This is a genomic window from Flavobacterium sp. (assembly GCF_036782315.1).
GTDB lineage: Bacteria > Bacteroidota > Bacteroidia > Flavobacteriales > Flavobacteriaceae > Flavobacterium.
Window position 1 is genome coordinate 249,239 of record NZ_DAIPZK010000002.1, and the last position, 23,051, is coordinate 272,289.

The following is a 23,051-nucleotide window of genomic DNA, read 5'->3' on the forward strand; positions in this document are numbered from 1 at the left end:
CTTACCACTAGAAAGGAGATTTAAACTCCTTTCTTAGCAATAAGCTTCCCCAAAATTCAATATAAAAAAACTGAACCGTTAATTGGATGCTATATACAAGTATCCTGTTTTATTTATATTTTTAATATTATTTGAATTTCCGTTAATATAATCATAGGAGATAATGTAAAAATAAGTTCCTACTGGTAACGTACCTGATGATACATTCATGGAACTATCAGAAGAACCGGTAAAAACACGATTTTTATTATCATAACCTTGAGCCTCATATACTTTAGCACCGTAACGGTTAAATATTTCCACTTTATTGTTAGGATAACACTCGATACCTTCTAAATAAAAGAAATCATTTTTACCATCACCATTAGGAGTTAAAGCATTATAGATAGTAATACCACATGATAAAAAGATATCTTGAATTAAATAGGCAACATTCCCACAAGAATCTACTGCAGTCCATTTGCGAATAATTTTAGAGGTACTAACACAATCACCTGCTTCAGTCACTTCTTCAAAAGTAACAGTTACAGCTCCTGAGTTATCTTCCGCAACAACAGTGGTAGCTGCAGGCAAAGTTTCACAATCAGAATAAACAACTGGATCTAAACTAGTAGTAAAAACTGGAATTGTAGTATCAACAACAGAAACCGTTTGAGTAATTACACTTTGATTATCACAAACATCAACTGCAGTCCAATTACGAATAATAGTGTAATTGGAAGCACAAGTTCCTGCTACTATTTCTTCTTCGTAACGAATTGTTACTTGAGCCGAACAATTATCAGTTGCTTGTACATTATATTGAGGCAATTCATTAATATGGGTAATCGTTAAACTAGTTGGAATAGTTGTTACAAAAACTGGAGCAATAAGATCACTAATCTGAAAAACTTGACTACAAGTATAAATATTCAATACCGTATTAGGATTATCTCGATTATTGGAATCGTAGAAAACAATCGTATAAGTTCTTACAATCGTGCTATTACAACCCGGAGTTCCCGAATTAACAGCAGTTATTACCACCACATTACAATCATCACCTGATATACTACCCGTTTGATTTCCTAATTGTTCAAATTCTGATACGGTTAATGAAGTTGCTGTAGGAATTGATTCGAAACAAGAAACTGTTGTAACATCAAAAGTTGGACAAACCACACCAATTGTACAATTAGATTGCAGAATAATAGAAGCAGAATTAGACCAGTTCCCTTGAAAATCTTGAACTTTATAATATTGAATACTTGGTATACCAGTAAAAGTAGCTAACGGACTAAAAGTTACGATACCTGTTAAGCGCTCTAAAGACCATCTCCCTTGATTAGGAACATGCATATCAATACTAGTTGAGGATGTTGTTATAGTTGAACCTGGCACAGTAGAAGGAATAAACGCTACCGTTTCAGGATTAACAACATCTCCAGTATTATCATTTTGAATCAAATTCAAAGTTACAGTAGAACCAATTGTATAATTAGTCTGATCATTAGTTGCAATTGGCAGTAAATCAAAGCGAATAGTTGCTTCATTACTAATATTTTCATTAAAATCTCTGATGAAGTAAGTTACATTTGAGGGAGTTCCAAAAAAAGTAGCATCAGGAGTAAAAGTAATAAAACCTGTAACGATATCAATAGCCCAACGTCCTTCATTTGGCAAAGAAAAACCAATGATATTATTTTCTGCACAATAGGTAAAATTGGTAGCATTTTGAGGTTGTAAAAATCGAATTCGAGTAGGATTAACAGGTGCACCAGAATTGTCATTTTGAAATGCATTAATTACTACCGATGAATTAGGTTGATATAAAATTAAATCATCATTTGCTATGGGGCAAGTTTCAACAGTAACTTGCAAAGGAATAATAATTTGATTACTACAATTAGTAGCCAAATCAGTGCATATAAAACTATAGTTACCCGCTGTTAAATTACTAATTATAAAATCTGATGTTGTACCTTGATATACATTTCCAGTTACAGTTTCATTAATTCTCCAATTTGAAGGAAGATTGCTTACTCTAACACTTCCAAACCCACCATTACAACCTGCTGGAGTTTCCAATGTAAAAACAGGATTTGGGGCACGATAAACGTAAAATGATTGTGCAAATTCTCTACCGCAAGCGTCTTTGGTTTTTGCTAAATAAGTAGTTCCAGGGATTAAACCTGTAAAAACATTTGAACTTTGATAGTTATGAATTTGTTGATTTCCTGAGGCATCATACAAAGCATAAGTATAAGGAGCTTTACCACCTGTTGCAACCATATTTACAGTTGTATCGCAACCATTAATAGATTGAAATGTGAAGGTTTGAATAGTAGTTTCAAAAGCAAACTCATATAAAAAACCACCTGTCAATCTTGGTAAACTATTCAAACCACCAAGTTGAACTGGCTGAACCAAATTATTTATTCCTAATACACCTCCAAATCGAATAAAATAATTTTGATTTATAGGAGCATAAAAACTAATTGTTCCACCACCTGCACTTGAAAAAAAGAAAGGTGCAGCAGAGGTAACAGCACCAGAAAAAAGAATAGCCCCATCTGATTTGTAAATTGCAGCAAAAGTACCTTGTAGTCCACCTGGAACTTTCATTACTACTAAAACGTTAGATTGAATTTCTCCACAATTTTCTAACTCATAAGACATTTCTGTACTTCTGACACATGAAGCTTGTAAATCAAAAGTACGTGATTTTCCACAAGCATCAGTTACAGTAAAATTATAATTCCCCGGAGGAAAAGATTTAACCCCATCTTTAAGTAACAAAGAAGATACAAATGGATTATTAAGTTGCAAAGAATAAGGATATGCTATTGTATTTGAAGAAATTGTATTACCAACACCAAACTGCGTATTAAAACTCGTTGGGCCTGAATTAACGGTTATTGTTAATGGTGGAGTTGCCATACTTGAAACAGGCATCTCATTAAAATTTAAAAAAGTTACATCGTCAAAAAAGACAGATCCATCACGTGCGGAATTTGAAGTGGTACAAACTATTTCAGGTTGAAAAGAAGCTACATCTTGTCTGATTTCTTTTTGAGTAGTAAACCCACAAGCATCCGTTAATGTTATTCTATAATCTACACCATAACGCAAGCCAAAACTTATAGCAGCGGCAGCACCCATAGAAACACTATTAACATGAGACAAATTAACTTGCTGAGACAATATAGGATTCCCAAAAATATTAATTACCGGTTGCCCAGGATTATTAATTTCCTCCACACTAACCTGAACTGGATTTACAACATTATTTCTAAAAATCTTAACATCATAACCCATTTCACAAGGATTTGATGGGTCAGAAAATGCAGTAATTCTAGGAGTATCAAAAAACATCTCTTGAGCAGAAGGCAAATTTAAACTCCCACCTCTTATAGGCCCACAATCATTAAAACCAGTGTATGTTATAGTAGAATTATTAAAAAAGGAAATAGGAATATCAAAATCTGTTTGAAAATTTCTAATATTAGAAATAGAAGATTGCGGTATAACATTTACAATCTGAAAACTTTCACCCAAGGTATTTACAAAAGTATAAGTTGCATTCCCACTTGTTGTTCCAGATAAGGTTTTTATTCTAAATTTCAATATAGAACCACATGTAGCAGAGGACGGATTTGTAAATCTGTCAATTAATGATAACGTTGTTGTAACAATGGTGGCATTATTCAACCCATTTGGAACAACAATACTTTTATCAGAACTATTTCCGCCACATTGATCAATAATATCTACTAAATAAGTTCCAGCAGCAAGTCCAGTTAAGGTAAATGTAGAAGAGTTAAGAGGAATGCTATAGTTTCTTACACCGCCTGGCCCGCTCAAAATACGAACAGCATATTGTTGATTGGTAAAATCTGTAGTACCTAATGTACTGTGAATATTAGTTAATTGTATTTCACCATCAGAACCATTTAAACATCTTGGAGAAAATATAGCAAAATTAAAATCATCAGCTGGTCGAGCTGCCCCATTAGTACATTGTGAAAAAGTTGAGTAGGAACTTAATACCAATAAAAGAAAAAAAGCAGCTACTCTGATTTCATTCAATCTTTCTCTCAATAACTTTTTCATAACGCTGTATTTTAGGGAAATATTCAGTTAATTACCGAGGCAAAGTTGCGACATCATAAAACCAATCACTATGCAGAAGTAATAAGTGTAATGATTTTATTAATAAGTGTTACTTTAAACAACACATGTTAAAATAACCTGTAAAACAAAGACTTACAAAAAATAAAAATCGTTTCATATTAATATCCAACCTTGTTTTTTGTAAAACTTTTTTTGTAAATTTACCTTAGCTTAAAAATCCACCCTTACTAACTATTGGATAATTTAACCCGCTGTACTATCACAAATGTTATGTTAGAAAAATACAATGTCAAAAGCGAAACGATTGAACATTCAATAATCAATCAAACTGAAGTAATCGCAAAAACAGGTACTTGGGAATTAGACCTTGAAACAAACGAATTGTTTTGGTCAAATGGTGTCTATGAAATTCTAGAAAGAGAACCTAGTGCTAAAAAAATAAACACTAGTATTGAATTAGAAGCTGTTCATCCAGATGATAGAGAACTAGTTATTAAAAAAATACAACAAGCCATTGAAAAAGGGACGGAGTATAGAGTAAAAAAGAGATTTATAACTCAAAAAAACAACATAAAACACATTATTTCTTCTGGTAAAGTAATCAAAGATGAAAACCAAAAGCCTATAAAAGTTGTGGGGATTTTTCAAGATATTACAGAATTTGTGGAAACTTCAGAAAAATTCGAACTTTTAAACAAAATTACAGAAGATGTTATTTATGAATGGGACATTCAAAAAGATGTATTTACTTGGGGGGAAGGTTTTAATAAAATTTTTGGCTATGATACATCTGACTCAACTTTTAGATTGAAAGATTGGGCAAAATTAATGCATCCATTAGATGATGAAAAACATAAAAACGATTGGGAATCATTTTTAAAAGACAAAACTAAAAACAAATGGATTAAAGAGTTTCGATTTAAAAGAAAAGACAATACCTATGCGTATGTAGAAGAAACTGCTCTTTTAATACGAAATAGTGAAGGCATACCCATTAAAATGATTGGTATGCTAAAAGACACTTCATTAAAAAAAGTACTTGAAATTCAGAAAAAAATCCAAAATCAAATTTCATTGTTTTTTAAAGCTAACAAAAAAAAGCAAGAAATTTTAAAAGACATCCTAAATTTCCTAACCCACTATGATGATTTTTTAACTACTGAAATTTGGCTTTTAGATTCCTGTAAAAACAACATTTACTTAAAAGAATGGAATGCGAAAAATAAAGCCGTAGAAGATTTCTATGTTAAAACGAAAGACCACGTAAAGTTCGCAAAAGGGGAAGGATTACCCGGAACTGTTTGGGAAACTAAAAAACACCAACTTTGGAAAACCAAAGAAATAGAGAAAAAATTCCTTAGAGCATCCAGTGCTTATGAAATTGGTGTAAAATCTATTCTTGGTATTCCTTTATTTAATAATACAGATTGCAATGGTGCCTTGCTCCTTTTTTCTAAAGAAGACTTAACACTTGATGCACTCAAAATTGAACCCTATCTATCTTTAAGTGAATTCTTAGGAGCTGAAATCCATAGAAAAAAACAAGAAGATATGCACATTCTAATGTTTGAAAGTGCACCCGACATTATTGCAACGGTAAACTCTAGAGGATATTTCACTAAAGTAAATCCCGCCTTTTGCGAACTATTGGGGTATACATCAGAAGAATTAACAAGTAATCCCTATACATACTTTTTACATCCGGATGATTTAAAAGAAACCGAATCAGAATATATTGAAACCATCTCAGGTAAAAGAAAAGCAGACAACTTCATCAATCGATACCGCACTAAAAATGGCGAATACAAATGGATTGCATGGAGTTCTTCTGAAATATTTGGCGAAGAAAATACTTCATTTGCCTATGGTAGAAATATCACCGACATCACAGAACTTCAAAATTTATTTAGAGAAACCGCTAAATTAGCCGAAATAGGAAGTTGGGAATTCGAAAACACATCTAAAAATAAAAAGCTGTTCATTTCTAAAGTCGTTAGAGATATTTTAGAAATAAAAGAGGATATCGAAATAAATCTAAAATATTTATTGAGTTTCACCCATACCGATGACAAAAAGAAAACTAAAAATGCTTTTAACAATCTCATCAATAGAGGAGAAAATTTTGATATTGAGTTTAGAATTATAACCACTAACCAGAGCACAAAATGGGTACGATGCATTGGAAAGGCTGAATTTAATGATACTAATCAACAAATAAAAACGCTTGGTAGTATTCAAAACATAACCAAACAAAAAAATAACGAAATTGAGTTAGCACAAAAAAATATTTTCTTGTCTTCTATAACCAATGTGGTTACAGAATTAATACATGCAAATGATTGGCACGAATCATTAAGTAATGTGTTCCAAATTACGGGCTATACAATTGATGTAGATCGAATCTATTTCTTTGAAGTGGATAACAATTCAAACAAAGTAGAAGAAGAAACATGCAGCCAAAAAATGGAATGGGTAAAAAATGGCGTGAAATCACAAATTAACAATCCTGATTTACAAAATATTCCACTTCAAGAATTTGAATTATTCTTTTCTCCATTATTAAAGGGACAGTTATTCAAAGCAAATTTATCCGATTTGCCAGAAGGAAAACTCAAAGAAAACATTAAATCTCAAGGCATTAAATCGTTTTTAGTACTACCTATATTTGTTAATAATAAATTTTATGGTTTTATAGGATTTGATGATTGCCATAAAGAAAGAGTATGGACTAATAGCGAAATCAATTTCTTATCAAACATTACTTATAATTTAGCTACAACAATTCAAAGAAGAATTACTAGTTTAGAACTTGAAAAATCTTTAAAAGAAAAAAATAACATCCTGGAGAGTATTGATGACGCCTTCATTTCTTTAGATATAAACTGGATTGTAAAATATTGGAATAATAAATCTGAAAGCATTATAGGCCTAAAAAGAGAAGAAATACTAGATAAAAATTTCTGGGAAGTATTTCCACATTTAATTGGAACTATTTATGAAGACAATTACAAAAAAGCAATGTTAACGCAAAAAACAATAAATTTCCAAGACTTTTTTGAGCGTCTTAATGTTTGGTTAGATGTAACTGCATATCCTTCAAAAAGTGGTTTGTCTATTTATTATAAAGACATCACAACTAATAAAAAAAATGAATTTGCTTTAATTGCTTCAAATGATCGTTTTGAAAAATCAACAGCTGCTACAAATGACGCCATTTGGGATTGGGATTTAGAAAAAATGTCCTTATATAGAGGAGAAGGATTTTATAAATCTTTTGGTCATAAATTGCCGAGCTTTATTTACAACACCAATGAATACATACTCGACCTTATTAAATCAAGGGTAAAACCAGAGCAAGCAGATGAAGTTATTAATTCGCTTCTTGAAACCATTAACAATCCAAAAAAAGAAAATTGGAAAAAAGAATATTGGTATAAAAAAGCCGATGGTAATTATGCATATATTGCAAATAATGGAGTAATCATAAGAAATGAATCTGGTAGTGCCATAAGAATAGTTGGAGCGTTACAAGACTTAACCCATAGAAAAGAACAAGAAGACGCACTGCGAATTTTAAATAAAAAATTAGAGGCACAAACCAATGCATTAATTAAATCCAATCAAGAGCTGGAGCAATTTGCCTACATAGCCTCACATGATTTACAAGAACCATTACGAATGGTAACCAGTTTTTTAACACAATTAGAGAAAAAATATAACGACAAGCTAGACGAAAGAGGAAAGCAATACATTGATTTTGCTGTTGATGGAGCTTACCGAATGCGAAACATCATTTTAGATATTTTAGAATATTCTAAAATTGGCAAAATAGAAGAAGAAAATGAAAGTATCGATTTAAATAAAATAGTAGATGAAGTACTGAAAATGAATAGTAAAAAAATAGAAGAAACAAAGGCAATTATTTCCTATTCAAATTTACCTAATATTATATCAGCTAAATCTCCACTAGTTCAAATCTTTCATAATTTAATTGGCAATGCATTAAAATATCAAAAACTGAACAATCCCCCAATTATTAATTTAACCGTTACAGAAAATGAAAAAAATTGGCTCTTCAAAATTGAGGACAATGGCATTGGAATTGAAAAAGAATATCTAAACAAAATATTCATCATTTTCCAAAGACTCCATACCAAAAAAGAATACAGTGGCAATGGTATGGGGCTAGCCATAGTAAAAAAACTTATTGAAAATTTAAATGGAATCATCTGGGTTGAATCTGAAGTCAATAAAGGATCTACATTCTATTTTACGCTACCAAAAAATGAACCTACTAAAAAAAATTAATCAAAGCTTAGATTATTGGCCAAATCAGTTTGCCATTATATCCTTCTTTATCCTGCTAATGATTAGCATTTTTCTTACTTATAGAATCTACAACATTGAACATAGCAATGAGATTTTACAAGTAAAAGAAGAATCTTTTTATATTAAAAATCAATTAGAAAACACCATAAACTACAGTTCAAATGTGGTAAAAATAATGGGTTTTATTGCAGCTAAAGATCTTGAAGAAACAGAATTTGAATCCATAGCTGAAAACCTTCTGAAAAAAAACAAATCAGTTGATGCTATACAATTAGTAAAAGGTTATGAAATTTATAAGACCTACCCTCTGAAAGGAAATGAAAAAACAATCGGCTATAATATCACAACAAATAAAGACCATAAAAATGCAGCAGATGAAGCCATAAAACAAAACCGAATAGTATTTGAAGGCCCCATAAATCTCATCCAAGGAGGAAGAGGAATTGTAGGTAGAGAGCCTATTTATAAAAACAATACTTTTTGGGGATTTTCAGCAGTTGTTATTAAAACAGAAACGCTTTTAAAAGCAATGCACCTCAACAAATCAGGCGCAACAAAAAACTTTGAATATCAAATCGTTCAAAAAGAAACCGATTTAAATGGATTAAAATTTTTTAATAATAATGCCGATTTCAAAAAAGGAATAATTCACAAAACCTATCTATCATCGGGCAATTGGTACTTATATGTTAAACTAAAAAATCCTCAATATTTAAGTAAATCTGTCGAGTTTCTAATTTACGGAATTATTTTAAGCTTAATGATAGCTTTATATTTACGAAAACTAGTGGAAGAACCTATAAAATTAGAAACTTTAGTAGATAAGAAAACAGCCGATTTAGAAAAATTAAACCTCGAGTTAAAAACTAGAGCAAAAGAATTAACCACGGTTAATAAAGAACTAGAATACTTTGCCTATATCATTTCGCACGACTTACAAGAACCATTGCGAATGATTACTAGTTTCTTAACACAATTAGAAAAAAAATACAATGATATTTTAGATGAAAAAGGAAAAAAATACATCTTTTTTGCAGTGGATGGTGCGAAAAGAATGAAAAACATTATACTTGATATTTTAGAATTTTCGAGAGTAGGAAAATATACGGATAAAAAAGAAAGCATTAACCTTAACGAAATCATCAATGAAATTGATGTGTATTATAAAATTGAATATCCTCATGGAAAATTGATTTATGAAGAATTACCAACAATTTTTACCTATAAATCTCCTATTATTCAGATATTTCAAAACTTAATAAGTAATGCATTCAAATATTCTAAATTAGACGTTGCTCCAGTTATTAAAATAAAAGTGGTGAACGAAACCGAGAGCAACATCACTTTTGCAGTGGAAGATAATGGCATTGGAATAGAAAACGAATACCTAGAAAAAATATTTGTGCTTTTTCAAAGGCTGCATACCCGAGAAGGAGATAAAGGAAGCGGATTAGGTTTAGCTATTGTAAAAAAAATAGTAGAAAGTTTAAACGGAGCTATTTGGGTAGAATCTAAAATTAACGAAGGAAGTACATTCTATTTTACAATTCCAAAAGAATAAAATATGAAATCAGAACTAAAGATAACATTACTTTATATCATAATAGGAATAACTTGGATATTCTTAAGTGATCATTTTGTATTGTTATTTATTACAAAAAATGTTCAAAATCAAATAACCCATTTTCAATCGATAAAAGGAACTTTTTTCATTATTTCAACAGGTATTTTGCTTTTCATTTTACTTAAACGACACAATTCGGCCATCCGACAAAAAATAAATGAACTCAAAGAAAAATCTCTTGAACTAGAAAAATCAAATAAAGAATTAGAAAACTTTTTCTTCTTAGCTTCACATGACCTTCAAGAACCTAACAGAATTATTATTAGTTTTTTAACCAACTTAGAAAAAAAATACAAAAAGTCGTTAGATGAAAAAGGACTTAAGTATATACAATTTGCTATAAATGGAGCCTATTACATGAGGCAAAATATTTTAAACCTTCAAGAATACACGCGAATTGGAAAAAAAATTACAATAACGAATGTAGACTTAAACAAAACAGTAGAAAGTATATTGGATGACTATGATGAATCAATAGTAAATGAAAATACAACATTTACTATTCAAAAACTTCCCATTATAAAAACCGATGAAAATTTAATCTATCTTATTTTTAAAAATCTAATAGACAACGCCATAAAATATAAAAAAGAAAATCATAAACTAAAAGTAACCATAACTTGTTCTGAAGATGAGAGCAATTGGACTTTTACTTGCTCCGATAATGGCATTGGCATTCATCCCGACTATAATGAAAAAATATTCCAACTCTTTCAACGCTTAAATTCTAATAGCGAAAATAAAGGAGTAGGAATGGGATTACCAATCTCAAAAAAGGCTGTTGAAATTTTAGAAGGTAAAATAGGACTCACCTCCAACCCAAATGAAGGAAGCAATTTTTATTTCACTATACCTAAAAGATTAAAAACACAAATAACTTAAAATCAAAATTTTACTCATATTTCAACCTAAAAAAAACGTTAATTGTCGAATTTTTAGTACAACATTTAAAAAAAAAAAGTATCTTTATATCAAACAAACAACGAAAAAACTACCCTTATTATGAAAAAGAATCAAATATTACTTGTTGAAGATAATGAAGGTGACATTGTGCTTACTTCGGAAGCTTTTGAAGAATGTGATTTTAAAACAGATATTCAGGTAGCAAGAAATGGAAAAGAAGCTATTACTATTTTATTCGAAGAACACAATCAATCAGAACTGCCTACCCTTATTCTATTAGACATCAATTTACCTTTACTTAATGGTCATGAAGTGCTAAAAAAAATTAAAGAAAACGAGAAAACAAGACATATTCCAGTAGCAATTTTAACCACTTCTTCAGCAGTGAATGATATTAATTTAGCGTATGAAAATAACGCAAATTGTTTTATAACAAAACCTGCAGATATTAATGAATTCTTTGAAACCATTAATTCTTTAGGTAATTTTTGGTTTAACACCTGTAAGTTACCATTTAGTAAATAATATGATTAAAGACGAGAAAAATTATAATATTATTGTTATTGAAGACAACTTAGGCGATTTTTTTCTTTTAGAAGAATACTTAAATGAAAGAATTTATGAACCGCATGTAACCCATTTTGAGCGCTTTAGTCAATTGCAAGAAATGGCACCAGAAAACATCAATAATTTTGATATAATTTTTTTAGACCTATCATTACCTGATAAAAGTGGTACCGAACTAGTAGATGAAGTATTACAACTTGCTGGAAATATCCCAGTGGTAGTATTAACCGGATATTCTGATTTTTCTTTTGCCTTAAAAGCTATAGCGCTTGGAGCTTCAGATTATCTCTTAAAAGACGAATTAAACAGTGTTAATCTATATAAAAGTATTGTTTACAACATAGAACGTTTCAAAAATATTATAAAAATAAAAGAATCCGAACAACTATACACCGATTTATTTCAATTAAGCCCGCAACCCATTTTTGTAATCGATGCCGAAACACTTCATATTTTAGATGTAAACAAAGCCTGCGAAGAATTGTATGATTTTAAAAAAGAAGAATTAATAAACCAATCGATCCAAACAATTTTTGACGATAATGAAATCGATTTTGATAGTCACGAAACCATTATAAAACAAACACATTTTAAAAAAAATAAAGACGAAATCATTACTGAGGTAAAATATAACAAAATTATTCACAATGGTAAAGAAGCTATTATTATGGTGAGTAATGACATTACCAAAAGTATTGAACATCTAAACGAAATAGAAAATCAAAATATCAAATTAAGAGATATTGCTTGGATACAATCGCATATTGTAAGAGCTCCTTTAGCAAATATTTTAGGATTAATAAGTATCATTAACGACACAGAAAACTTTAATAATAAAGAATTACTGACACATTTAAATCAATCAGCCACAGAATTAGAAAAGATAATCAATGATATAGTTAACAAAACACATGATCTATAAGCTAAAACTCTTTGCTTATGAAACATATTTTAATTGTAGACGATGATCCTGTTTCCATATTGATTTTAAAAAAGAATTTGGAACTTATTCATGTTACAGAAGAAATAACCACTTTTAGTAACGGAAAAGAAGCCTTTGTGTTTTTTAAAGAGCAATATAACGAAGAAGAAAACTACTTCATTTTCCTCGATATCAACATGCCCCACATGAACGGATGGGAATTCTTAAATGAAATTGATCCTTTTGTCAAAAAAATAAACACCTACATTTTTATCTTAACTTCTTCAATTAACAAAGTAGACATGGACAAAGCCACCCAATACCTACTTATTGAAAAATACCTCACAAAACCTATTAGCAAAGACGCTTTAAAAGAAATAAAAGACAAGAATGATTTATAGAAATAAGCTTTATACAGATTTAATTCTATTAATAACAAAATCTAAATCTTTAATGAATAAAGTATTAAACTGTTTGGTATTTTTAAAATCAATCGCTGCAAAAGTTTTCGTTTCAAGATTAAAAACATAAGGCAAAAAGCCTTTATCTTTTAATAGTTGAATAATTTGTTCGTCTTGAATATTAAAATTCTTTCCTGATTCGTTTAACTCTATAAGAATCAACTTGAGATTAGGGCTTGACAAGGTATTTAATCCACCATTTAATACAAACCACTCATACCCTTCAACATCAATTTTTATAAAATCGGGAGCATATTGAGAACATATTTCATCTAAAGTCTTAACTGTAACTTTAATTCCGTATCCACTTGTCGAGACTTTATTCGTAGTGAATTGCTGATTAGTAAAAACTAGTTCTCCTGATTCATTAGACAGACCTATATTTAACAACTCTGGCTCATATTTCCATTTATTGAGTTTTATATTGTTTACTAATCTATCAAAAGTTGAAGGGATAGGTTCAATTGCAGTAACTTTACAATTTGAATACAAACCAGCAAGTAAAGTATAATGTCCAACATTAGCACCAATATCTAAAAAAGAATCTCCTTCTCTCAATAAATACATCAAAAAAAGAGAATCCGCAGCTTCATGTAACCCTGAATGATAATTTCCTACGATACCATCACCTTTTTTAACTTTGGCTTTTATACCATTCAAATAAGTCATTGTAACTTCTTTCTTTAAAACATAAAGCAAAAAATTAATATACAAATACTTTATTAGAGCCCAAATTGGATTTGACTTAGTTAAAGGATTCGTTTTAAAAGATTGATACCTCTTAATAACATATTTACATTTTTTAGACAAGGTCTTTAGCATCTTCATTTAATAAAATTAAAGGTTGAAATCTATTAGCTTCAAAATCATAATTCTTATAATACGTTTCGTAATAATCCTTTACATTCTTTTGAAGCTCAAAGTATTCTGAATCATTCATTTGTAAAGCTTTATCAATAACTTGAGAAATACTTGCTTCAGATTGGTAAAGTAACGCATTTATTTCATTCACCAAACTCGGATTTAACCAATTTTGATAATTAATAATCGGCACTACTCCTACTGACATCGCTTCTATTACATTATGACACATAGGCATTGTCATTCCAGGCGCACAAAATAAAAACTTAGCCGATGATAAGTAATGACGCCACTCTTCGGAAGGAATAGCACCTTGTTGCCACTTCATTACTACAAATGAATTCTTGTAAATACTAGATTCTAATTGTTCTTTAAACTCTGTTCCAGTAACCGTTACTACAGCTTTGTGTTTAATAATTTCGCTATAAATCTGCCATCGATTTATTAGTTGAAAATTTTTAGTAATCACATCTGAATCGTATATTTTAGCTTCAAAATTGCCACTTATAACAATTCCCACTTTTTTCTCAAGCAAACTTGGCTCTGGAATTAAATAATTACGAGGATGCATAATGTAAGGTAAGGCCTCTTTTACATAGGCATCAGTAGTATAAACCTTTTTATAATTGAAATTTACTTGGAAATCGGCATTTTTTTGATGCGAAAACAAACGATATATCTTAGGTTTTTGAAATGGTTTTGAGAAATAAATAAAATCCAGTTCCTTGAACCACTTAACCAATACAAAATAACGGAATAACGAAAACTCAATTACAATAGGTTTTTTATAATGTTGTTGCAACCTGAAAATAAGATTTAAATAGGTTCTTACTTTTGTATTTCGCTTTAAACTTAAAAACAACACTTCCTCTGTTCCGTTGTAAAAACGAACATGTTGGTAGTTTTCTCTAAACTCCTTAAGTTTTCGATTGATTTTCTTTTTAAGTAAATACAACATTATAGTGGAGGATTAAAAAATAAAGTGACCCATCCTGAAATTCGCCCTAAAGTTTCCGTGAATGCTTCTTTTCTTTTGGATGTGGTAGCAACATTCGTAAATCGTATAACGGTTAATAACAAAGTAATCAAATGCCATTTTATTTTCGCTCTAAAGGACGGATTTGGATATTTCACTCGCCAAACATAATACCCATTTCGCACGACCATTTTCCCATAATCATATTTATTTGGTCTTCCTGAGGCATCATGATAGTGTCCTAGTTGCGCATTGGTATTAATATATAATTTTCCAACTTTTGATAATCGTAGCGTAAAATCAGCATCTTCATACAAACCATATCCTTCAAAATAAGTAGAAAACTGAAATTCCTTAAAAACCGATTTTCGAAAAGAAGAAACACCTCCCATAAGTTGCTCTACTTCGTAAATTTTCCCTGAAGGCGGTAAAAAACCGATACTTCTTCCGTGAGAAAACTCAGGCAAACAACCTGGTGGACGATTACTATCTAAGCCTAATTTTTTTCGCCAAACAAATCGGGAACCATCTTTTCTTTTCCATCCATCGTAATAAAACTCATTTACTTTTGGCTGATAATCTGAAGTTGTTTTTGTCCAATTAGTTTCATTCGTAATATAGCCCCCAACACCTAATGCTTCAGGAAATAACTTGTAAGTTTTGATAATTTCTTTAAAATATTCAGGTTCCAAAACCGTATCATCATCTAAAAAACAAACTATTTCACTTGCTTTCTGGACTCTTGCAATACCATAATTTCGTTGTTTCGTTAAACCCCTATCTTCTTCATCTACTTTGAAATACTTCAAATCTTGAAACGAATTTTGAGTCAGCATTTCCTTAGTGAAATCATCGGGTGAACCATCAACAATCAAAATCTCATTTGGATACAACGTTTGATGCTGTACCGAAAGCAAAAGCTTCAATAGAGGTTGCGAACGTTTATACGTACAAATGATTAAAGTAAATACCATTTTATTTTGATTGCATTTTTAATTTTTCAGCCCATTTTTCACTTACTTCCCATTGCTTTTGCATGGTTTTGTAATAGTTAAACGGATTTTTTATCGACTGATTTTTATAGTATTTTAAAAATAAATTTAACTTATAACCTAAAATTTGCTCCTTGGTATGATACATCTTTTTAAATAACATGACCGTTGGCGAAGGTTTAGGTTGAAATTGTTCATCTTGCCAAGGGAAAATAGGTTTTACTCTAAATCCCCCAACAGGTGCTTTTAAATGTAAAATTTGAGGCTGTGGCAAATAGATAACATCAAAACCTTTATTACGTAATTGCATACCAAAATCGGCATCCTCTCCAAAACCATTTTCAAAACGCATATCAAATTGCAAACCTTCTAATGCTTCTCTTTTTACAATACTGCATCCAGAACCAAAAGTATCCCAATGCATTAGGTGATTAAAAACAGGAACTTCATTAGGTCTAAAGCAAGCTAAAGTAAATGCTTTTTCAGTAGTTTTTAAAATGGTTGTAAAACTTTCTTCAATAAAAGTTGATGTTAGTTTAATATCATCATCAGCAAAAAATACCCAATCACTTTTTACTTCCTTCAAAGCAATATTTCTTGCATTACAAGCACCTGTTTGATGAATAAAATGATGAATTATTTCAAATGGCCAAACTTCATTCTTCAAATAATCCAACTCTGACTGACTATTTTCAAGCGGATTTTGCTCTACAATGATGATGCGATTTGGAATTTTAGTTTGCGCTCTTAAATCACAAAGCACATCATACAAATATTTTTTTCTACCAATAGTCGGAATCAATACATCTAAAGTTACTTCTGAAAAATCTACATTTGAAATTTCTTGCTCTGTTATAGCACTTGGATCAAAAGCAATTCGCTTAACCGAAATCACACTTAGTAATGATACGATTGGTAATTGTTTTTCATACAAAACAAACAATAAAAACAACTGTAGACACTTTGTAAATCCATAATATTGAGCTGTCAAATGAAAAAGTTCTTTTGTAGTTCCAATATGCGAATTTACTGTCTTTACTTTATGAAGCAAATTAGGGTTGGAATACGTTCGTAATCCATTTCTATGACCAATTTTTGCCATAAGGGTTAAGAAATAACCAAAACTAAAACCATCCTTGATGAATCGACTTCCGAAACTCACAAAATCTTGAGCCAAAATAGTTCCTATAAAAATACTTGCTTGCCAACTTGCAAAGCAAACTTTTTTATTAATTTTTATAAAAGGAGAAGGCTCTACATAACCCATCTTATCCGATAAAAATTCCGTTTCAGATGGATTATAGAAATAAATTACTTTACTTGTAATATTATTTTCAATCCAATTATGATTTACTTGATTTACTAACGATTCGTGTACCCATATTAATTGAGCCATTGGAAACTGTTTCGCAAACTCAAAAAGTAATTCCTGAATATTTTTAGAAGAATCAAACGATGAAACCACAGCGAAATCTTGATAAATTGCTGTAACCTTTTTAAAATCATGTACAAAAGTTAGTTTCATTGTTTTACTTAATCAAATGCTGATAGTAATTAATATTTTCTACTACTTTTTTAGTAATGTCAAAATGAGCTTCAACATATAATCTAGCTTCATTACCCATTTTGGTATTACAATCTGTATCGCTTAAAATTGTGCTTATTTTTTGAGCAAACTCCTCATGATTAGCTGGATGCACTAAAAAGCCACTTTTTCCTTCTTCCATTAATTCTTTTGCCCAACCAATGTTACTATTTACCACCACTTTTTTCATTGCCATCGATTCGATAGTAACCATTCCAAGAGTTTCTGCATAAGTGGGAAAAACACAAACATTCGCTTTTTTAATGTATTCTTGCACTTCTGAATAAGGTATTTTGCCTAAATAAGAAACTTGTTCCAAATCCTGTTCAGGAAACTGTTGCTTGACTAATTCCCAAGTAGATTTACTTCCTGTGGTTACATCTCCAGAATCGCCTCCAATTAAAACCAACTTAGCTTCTGGAAACTGATTTCTTACTTTGTGGAAAATGTCAGGCAATTCAAAAACACCTTTTTTTCTTATGATAGTTCCAATGTACAAAATAAGTCCTTTTTCAAAACGTTCTGGGTGTTCGTTATCGAATTGAGTTAAATCCAAGCCGTAATGAATAGTTTTTACCTGCTCTTTGTGCAATCCAAAAAGTTCCGCCGAAACTTCACCTGCATATTTTGTTGGAGCAATAAACCCTTTTGCCTTTCTTATCGCTAAGGTTTCAAACAACCGATTTTTAAACTTCTGTTTTCTGTTTTCGATATGACAAAAATAAGTATCACTTCCGTGAAAACGAATTACTAATGGAACCGTAAAATTCATAAAAGCAGTAACGCCTGTCCAATCTGGCGCTTCAATTACCTCTATTTTTTCTTTCTTAACTACTGAATTGATATAATTTTGGAGGTATTTTCTATAAAAAAACCACTTACCTAATTGATATTTTTTATCTGAAATCAAATGAAAAACAATTCCATTTTCTTCAAAAACTTCCGATTTTGGTTGACCGTAGATAAATACCGTTACCTTTACCCCTTTTGCAACCAAAGCCACCACCAAGTTTTTAATACTGGTGCCCAAACCACCTGCATGTTTTATTTTTAAATGTGGATATTCTGGAGTTAAAAAAGCAATATGCATGAGTTAGGGTTTAAATTCTTTACAAAAGGCTAAAGTACAAAAAGTTCTGCCTTTACTATTCACGTGAATGTTATCGTAAAACAATTCTTCTGGTAAAATACTGGAATGATTGATTATTTTAAAATCTTTTGGACTTGGAAAAATAACATTAGTTCTGTGAATTGGAGACTGATAGACAACTAATTCAATTTTTTTCTCTTTACAAAGTTTTCTTATTTTTAAAAAAGAAGGATTTACATACTTAGTTTCAACATTACGAATAGCTCCTTTTTCGATATTATTTTCAATTTGTGGATACGTGTAATTTCCCTTATCATCAAATCGATTTCGTTTAGTAGGTTGTAGCAATGCAAACAAAGAAGGATAAAAAATTTCATTATTATAATAACTAACTCCTAACAATGGAAAATATCGAGAATAAGTAAGTACTTTTAATCCTTTTTGTTCCAATCGATTATAATAATTATAAATCAAAGTATCTTGAACCTCCGTTAAAAAACGATAATCATTATTATTTAATTCATTTACTGGATTTTGCAAATCTCCAGGTGTAACACACAAAATCAATTGATTTGTAGTTTTTCCCAAAGAAAGAAAGTACTGCAACATCAAATAATGCGAACTCAAAGAAGTATCGTCCATACTTATGTTTAATCCGGAAATATTCAATGTTTTATCGATTAATTTCGTGTCTAATGTAGTTAATCCAGTACTTGAACCTAAAACTACATAATCAAAATGATTTGCTGCAACTCCATTTTTTACAAACTGATTTTTATACAACTGTGATTTCCCTAAAACATATAGAGATAGTAAAGCAATTCCATTTCCAATCAAAAGAATGAAAAAAGTATAAAGCGTAATTTTAATAAGAAACTTTTTCATTAGAATTGGAAATAAATAAAGTCCATTTGATTTTTAAAACTTCCCATAAAGAAAATTAGAAGTACTAAAAGTAAAGCACCAAAAGCAGAAATTTTAGGCAATTCTCTTTTTTTGATGACCCAAATCAATTCTTGCAATGATAAAATTCCAACAGCCAAAACGCTTAAAACAAAAATCATCAAATTGGCATTGGTTTTATAAAACAAAGATAATCCTAAACTTTTCATTTCAAATAGTTGAGCTAAATACTGAAAAGCATTGGCAATAGAATCCGCTCTAAAAAATACCCAGCCAATACAAACCACAAAAAAAGTAAATCCTATTTTAGCAAAATCGAGCCAGCCATACGATTTGGTTATCAAATGACTTCTATTTACATTAAATAGTAATAAAGGTAGAAACATCAAAGCGTGAAATAACCCCCAAACTATATAAGTCCAATTGGCTCCGTGCCAAAAACCACTGACTAAAAAGATAATCATTACGTTTCGAATTTGAAACCACTGTGTTCCTTTTGAACCACCAAGCGGAATATAAATATAATCGCGAAACCAAGTAGATAAGGAAATATGCCAACGACGCCAAAATTCCGCAATATCTCTTGAGAAATACGGAAACTTGAAATTGACCATTAAATCAAATCCGAAAAGTTTTGATATTCCAATTGCGATATCAGAGTAACCCGAAAAATCACCGTAAATTTGAAAAGCAAAGAACACCATCCCTACAAACAATTCCCCACTAGAAAAAGCCTCGGGATTTTCAAAAATCTTGTTCACAAAAAAAGCACAATTATCCGCAACTACCACTTTTTTAAACATACCCCAAACAATCAATTTAACACCCTCAACCGCATTTTGATAGTGAAATATTCTGTGTCTGTAAAACTGAGGCAATAAATGCGAAGCTCTTTCAATAGGTCCAGCCACTAATTGTGGAAAAAAGGTAACAAAAGCAGCAAAATCAATAAAACTTTTGGTCGGTTGCATTTCATTTCGATACACATCAATAGTATAACTCAACGTTTGAAAAGTATAAAACGAGATTCCAACAGGTAGTATAACATTTAAAGTACTAGCTTCCATCGTAATTCCTACGCTTGACCAAGCTTCTACCCAACTTGTAACAAAGAAATTATAGTATTTAAAAAAACCTAACATTCCTAAATTTCCAAGAAGGCTCATTGCTAATAAAACTTTTCTCTTGGAGGAATTTTCACTCTTTTGAAGCGCTAAAGCAACAAAATAATCTAAAAAGGTACTCGCAATAATTAAGGATAAAAAACGCCAATCCCACCAACCATAGAAAATATAACTAGCTACCAACAACAATACATTTTGTGCTCGCAATTGATTTTTAAATACAAACCAATACAAGAAAAAAACCGTGGGTAGAAAAAGTAAAAATGCGGTCGAATTAAAAAGCATGTACTATTTTTTAAATAAATCTTCAATAATTTTAGCTGTGAACAACCTTGCTCCTTTATCATTCAAATGTCCGCAAGAAGAAAAATATTCATCACCTTCTACAACATGCTCGTATTCCTTAATTTCAGGATACAAAGCTTTTACTTTTTTAAAGTAGTCCATTCCTTTTACATTTGAACACATAGGAGTTGTTACTGCTATCAAATTGATACCATTTACTTTACAAATTTGCTTAATTTCTTCGAAATAACGGTTACGTAAAGGCACTAAACTTTCAATATTATTTTTCATATTGGCTTTCGGATTAAATCCAAGCGGATAATAGCCTTTATTGTCCAAAGTATTAGTAGGTTCGCTTATCAAGGTTTTATACCAAGCTCTAAAACCTACTTTAGCGTCAAATTGTATGTAACGATAAAACGGCACATAATACAATTGGGTAAAATCAGGTTCGTTTTTAAAATGGTCAGTAATGGTATTAGATGAATGCATGAAAGGCATAAAACGTCCGAATGTACCATCATCGCGTTTTTCGTTGGACAGATTTAAATCCGTTTCCACAATGACGTTTTTGATTTTCCAACCGCGTTCTACCAGTATTTTTAACATTAGAGAAGTTTCAAACAAATGAGCGCCACTCATACCGTAATTAAAAGTTTTCAGACCTTCTTTTTCAAACAATTCGGACACAAAATGATTATTCGCTCTTGAGGTTCCTAAAATAATAAGATCATATTTTTGCGGTTTCGAATTGATTACATTTTCTACTTTATTACGGCTTTCAGATTGGGCAAAAACAGTGGTGTAAATAAAATCCAATGCAAAAGCTGAGAGCAAAAGCACTAACAAAATTTTTCCGATAAAGACTAAAAACTGTTTCATTAGAATTGAAAATAAATAAATTCTTTATAATCGGAATACACACCTAAAGCCAATAACGCCATAATTGCTAACGTTACTTTTACCCAACTCGCTTTTCCCGACAAAGGTTCTACTTTAGAACGATTAAACCATTCTACCGTAACAAAAACCAATACTAAAAGTAGTAATTCAAAACTATAACGTTCGTTATTTAAATATTGTGCTTTAAAATGGAAATCGGTAACCATTTTTTGAATGTAACCAAACGCCTCTGAAATCGATTTAGCTCTAAAGAAAATCCAAGCAATAGTAGTTAACACAAAAGTTCCCAAAATATTCAAAATAGTTTTTACACTATTGAAATCCCAACCCATTTCGATGTCACCCAAATGGGAACGATTCTTATTTTGCAACAACAAAGGCAAGAAATAAATGGCATTCAACAATCCCCAAACAATAAACGTCCAGTTGGCTCCATGCCAAAACCCACTCACCAAGAAAATAATGAAGGTATTTCGCACTTTCATCCACATTCCTCCTTGACTTCCACCTAATGGAATATACAAATAATCTCGGAACCAAGATGACAACGAAATGTGCCAACGGCGCCAAAATTCCGCAATATCTCTCGAGAAATAGGGATAATTGAAATTCTTTAATAAATCAATTCCAAACAATTTGGAAGTGCCCAACGCAATATCGGAATACCCTGAAAAATCACCATAAATTTGAAAAGCGAAATAAACAGCTCCTAAGATTAAAGATAAAGAATTCATGGATTCGTAATTATCAAAAACGGCATTGGCATACGTAGCACAACTATCCGCAATGACTACTTTTTTAACCAATCCCCAAATAATTTGATAAACTCCTTCTTTGGCTTTTTCAAAATTAAAATGGCGTTTGATTTTTACTTGTGGTAATAAATGGGTAGCTCTTTCAATTGGTCCAGCTACTAAAAGCGGAAAGTAACTTACAAAAAGTGAATAATCTATAAAATTGCGTTCGGCAGTAATGCGTTTGTAATAAATATCAATTACATAAGACAAACCATGAAACGTATAAAAGGATATCCCAACAGGAAGTATTAATTTTAATAAAATGGGATTCGTTTGAAATCCGAAACCATTTAATAAATCAGCAAACGATTGGGCAAAGAAATCGTAATATTTAAAAACCCCTAAAAATCCCAAGTTAATTCCAATAGTTAACCACAACCAAAACTTACGCTTTTTGTCGGACGTACTATTTTCCATCATGATGGCACTGAAGTAATCCAACAAAGTAGAAAACACCAACAAAAACAAAAAACGCCAATCCCAACACGAATAAAAATAATAACTCGCAATAATTAATACTGCATTTTGAGTGGTTTTGTTTTTATTAAACACGAACCAATACAGTAAAAAAACTATTGGTAAAAATATCGCAAAGGATAAGGAGTTGAAAAACATA

At 30.8% G+C, this 23,051-nt stretch carries 16 protein-coding genes; 6 read left to right on the forward strand and 10 right to left on the reverse strand.

Annotated features, from left to right (window positions below):
• Nucleotides 1-78 precede the first annotated feature (78 nt).
• The gene (locus V7P59_RS03005) at nt 79-4,092 is read right to left on the reverse strand and encodes a gliding motility-associated C-terminal domain-containing protein (protein ID WP_333808676.1); all 4,014 of its coding nucleotides are present in this window, start codon (nt 4,090-4,092) and stop codon (nt 79-81) included.
• A 291-nt stretch (nt 4,093-4,383) separates the two neighbouring features.
• Here V7P59_RS03005 and V7P59_RS03010 point away from each other — a divergent pair, with 291 nt between their 5' ends.
• The 6 genes from V7P59_RS03010 (at nt 4,384) to V7P59_RS03035 (ending at nt 12,859) form a co-directional block, all read left to right on the forward strand.
• Nucleotides 4,384-8,421 (forward strand): PAS domain-containing protein, encoded by a 4,038-nt coding sequence (locus V7P59_RS03010; RefSeq protein ID WP_333808677.1) that lies wholly within the window; start codon nt 4,384-4,386, stop codon nt 8,419-8,421.
• Complete coding sequence (locus V7P59_RS03015) at nt 8,399-10,003, forward strand: ATP-binding protein (protein WP_333808679.1); 1,605 nt, start codon at nt 8,399-8,401, stop codon at nt 10,001-10,003. The genes V7P59_RS03010 and V7P59_RS03015 overlap by 23 nt, the downstream gene beginning before the upstream one ends.
• A gap of 3 nt (nt 10,004-10,006) precedes the next feature.
• Nucleotides 10,007-10,948, forward strand: coding sequence for a sensor histidine kinase (locus V7P59_RS03020; protein ID WP_333808681.1), 942 nt, complete (start codon nt 10,007-10,009; stop codon nt 10,946-10,948).
• A 120-nt stretch (nt 10,949-11,068) separates the two neighbouring features.
• On the forward strand, nt 11,069-11,494 hold the full coding sequence (locus V7P59_RS03025) for a response regulator (protein WP_333808683.1): 426 nt from the start codon (nt 11,069-11,071) through the stop codon (nt 11,492-11,494).
• 1 nt (nt 11,495) lies between these two features.
• Entirely contained in the window at nt 11,496-12,458 is a 963-nt protein-coding gene (locus V7P59_RS03030) for a response regulator (RefSeq protein ID WP_333808685.1), read from the forward strand.
• 17 nt (nt 12,459-12,475) lie between these two features.
• A complete protein-coding gene (locus tag V7P59_RS03035) occupies nt 12,476-12,859 on the forward strand; it encodes a response regulator (RefSeq protein WP_333808687.1) in 384 nt (127 codons plus the stop codon).
• Between the two features lie 9 nt (nt 12,860-12,868).
• Here V7P59_RS03035 and V7P59_RS03040 read toward each other — a convergent pair whose 3' ends face one another.
• The 9 genes from V7P59_RS03040 to V7P59_RS03080 all read right to left on the reverse strand — a co-directional run bounded on the left by V7P59_RS03040 (nt 12,869) and on the right by V7P59_RS03080 (nt 23,050).
• Nucleotides 12,869-13,588 carry an FkbM family methyltransferase gene (locus tag V7P59_RS03040; RefSeq protein WP_333808689.1) on the reverse strand — a complete coding sequence of 240 codons (720 nt, stop codon included), beginning with the start codon at nt 13,586-13,588 and terminating at the stop codon, nt 12,869-12,871.
• A 133-nt stretch (nt 13,589-13,721) separates the two neighbouring features.
• Nucleotides 13,722-14,738 (reverse strand): ATPase, encoded by a 1,017-nt coding sequence (locus V7P59_RS03045; RefSeq protein ID WP_333808691.1) that lies wholly within the window; start codon nt 14,736-14,738, stop codon nt 13,722-13,724.
• Complete coding sequence (locus V7P59_RS03050; RefSeq protein ID WP_333808693.1) at nt 14,738-15,730, reverse strand: glycosyltransferase family 2 protein; 993 nt, start codon at nt 15,728-15,730, stop codon at nt 14,738-14,740. The genes V7P59_RS03045 and V7P59_RS03050 overlap by 1 nt, the downstream gene beginning before the upstream one ends.
• A gap of 1 nt (nt 15,731) precedes the next feature.
• Nucleotides 15,732-17,273, reverse strand: coding sequence for a glycosyltransferase family 2 protein (locus tag V7P59_RS03055; protein ID WP_333808695.1), 1,542 nt, complete (start codon nt 17,271-17,273; stop codon nt 15,732-15,734).
• A 4-nt stretch (nt 17,274-17,277) separates the two neighbouring features.
• On the reverse strand, nt 17,278-18,423 hold the full coding sequence (locus tag V7P59_RS03060; RefSeq protein ID WP_333808697.1) for a glycosyltransferase family 4 protein: 1,146 nt from the start codon (nt 18,421-18,423) through the stop codon (nt 17,278-17,280).
• A 3-nt stretch (nt 18,424-18,426) separates the two neighbouring features.
• On the reverse strand, nt 18,427-19,308 hold the full coding sequence (locus V7P59_RS03065; RefSeq protein WP_333808699.1) for a hypothetical protein: 882 nt from the start codon (nt 19,306-19,308) through the stop codon (nt 18,427-18,429).
• Nucleotides 19,308-20,735: an MBOAT family O-acyltransferase gene (locus V7P59_RS03070; RefSeq protein ID WP_333808701.1), complete on the reverse strand. Its 1,428-nt coding sequence runs from the start codon at nt 20,733-20,735 to the stop codon at nt 19,308-19,310. The genes V7P59_RS03065 and V7P59_RS03070 overlap by 1 nt, the downstream gene beginning before the upstream one ends.
• A 3-nt stretch (nt 20,736-20,738) precedes the next feature.
• A complete protein-coding gene (locus tag V7P59_RS03075) occupies nt 20,739-21,617 on the reverse strand; it encodes a hypothetical protein (RefSeq protein WP_333808703.1) in 879 nt (292 codons plus the stop codon).
• On the reverse strand, nt 21,617-23,050 hold the full coding sequence (locus V7P59_RS03080; protein ID WP_333808705.1) for an MBOAT family O-acyltransferase: 1,434 nt from the start codon (nt 23,048-23,050) through the stop codon (nt 21,617-21,619). Before V7P59_RS03080 ends, V7P59_RS03075 begins: the two co-directional genes overlap by 1 nt.
• Between the last annotated feature and the right edge of the window lies 1 nt (nt 23,051).

Excerpts from the sequence above, each read along its gene's own strand:
- V7P59_RS03075 (WP_333808703.1), bottom strand. The coding sequence starts at position 21,617 with ATGAAACAGTTTTTAGTCTTTATCGGAAAAATTTTGTTAGTGCTTTTG.
- V7P59_RS03070 (WP_333808701.1), bottom strand. The coding sequence starts at position 20,735 with ATGCTTTTTAATTCGACCGCATTTTTACTTTTTCTACCCACGGTTTTT.
- V7P59_RS03055 (WP_333808695.1), bottom strand. The coding sequence starts at position 17,273 with ATGAAACTAACTTTTGTACATGATTTTAAAAAGGTTACAGCAATTTAT.
- V7P59_RS03050 (WP_333808693.1), bottom strand. The coding sequence starts at position 15,730 with ATGGTATTTACTTTAATCATTTGTACGTATAAACGTTCGCAACCTCTA.
- V7P59_RS03035 (WP_333808687.1), top strand. The coding sequence starts at position 12,476 with ATGAAACATATTTTAATTGTAGACGATGATCCTGTTTCCATATTGATT.
- V7P59_RS03020 (WP_333808681.1), top strand. The coding sequence starts at position 10,007 with ATGAAATCAGAACTAAAGATAACATTACTTTATATCATAATAGGAATA.
- V7P59_RS03030 (WP_333808685.1), top strand. The coding sequence starts at position 11,496 with ATGATTAAAGACGAGAAAAATTATAATATTATTGTTATTGAAGACAAC.
- V7P59_RS03065 (WP_333808699.1), bottom strand. The coding sequence starts at position 19,308 with ATGAAAAAGTTTCTTATTAAAATTACGCTTTATACTTTTTTCATTCTT.
- V7P59_RS03005 (WP_333808676.1), bottom strand. The coding sequence starts at position 4,092 with ATGAAAAAGTTATTGAGAGAAAGATTGAATGAAATCAGAGTAGCTGCT.
- V7P59_RS03015 (WP_333808679.1), top strand. The coding sequence starts at position 8,399 with ATGAACCTACTAAAAAAAATTAATCAAAGCTTAGATTATTGGCCAAAT.
- V7P59_RS03080 (WP_333808705.1), bottom strand. The coding sequence starts at position 23,050 with ATGTTTTTCAACTCCTTATCCTTTGCGATATTTTTACCAATAGTTTTT.
- V7P59_RS03045 (WP_333808691.1), bottom strand. The coding sequence starts at position 14,738 with ATGTTGTATTTACTTAAAAAGAAAATCAATCGAAAACTTAAGGAGTTT.
- V7P59_RS03010 (WP_333808677.1), top strand. The coding sequence starts at position 4,384 with ATGTTAGAAAAATACAATGTCAAAAGCGAAACGATTGAACATTCAATA.
- V7P59_RS03025 (WP_333808683.1), top strand. The coding sequence starts at position 11,069 with ATGAAAAAGAATCAAATATTACTTGTTGAAGATAATGAAGGTGACATT.
- V7P59_RS03040 (WP_333808689.1), bottom strand. The coding sequence starts at position 13,588 with ATGACTTATTTGAATGGTATAAAAGCCAAAGTTAAAAAAGGTGATGGT.
- V7P59_RS03060 (WP_333808697.1), bottom strand. The coding sequence starts at position 18,423 with ATGCATATTGCTTTTTTAACTCCAGAATATCCACATTTAAAAATAAAA.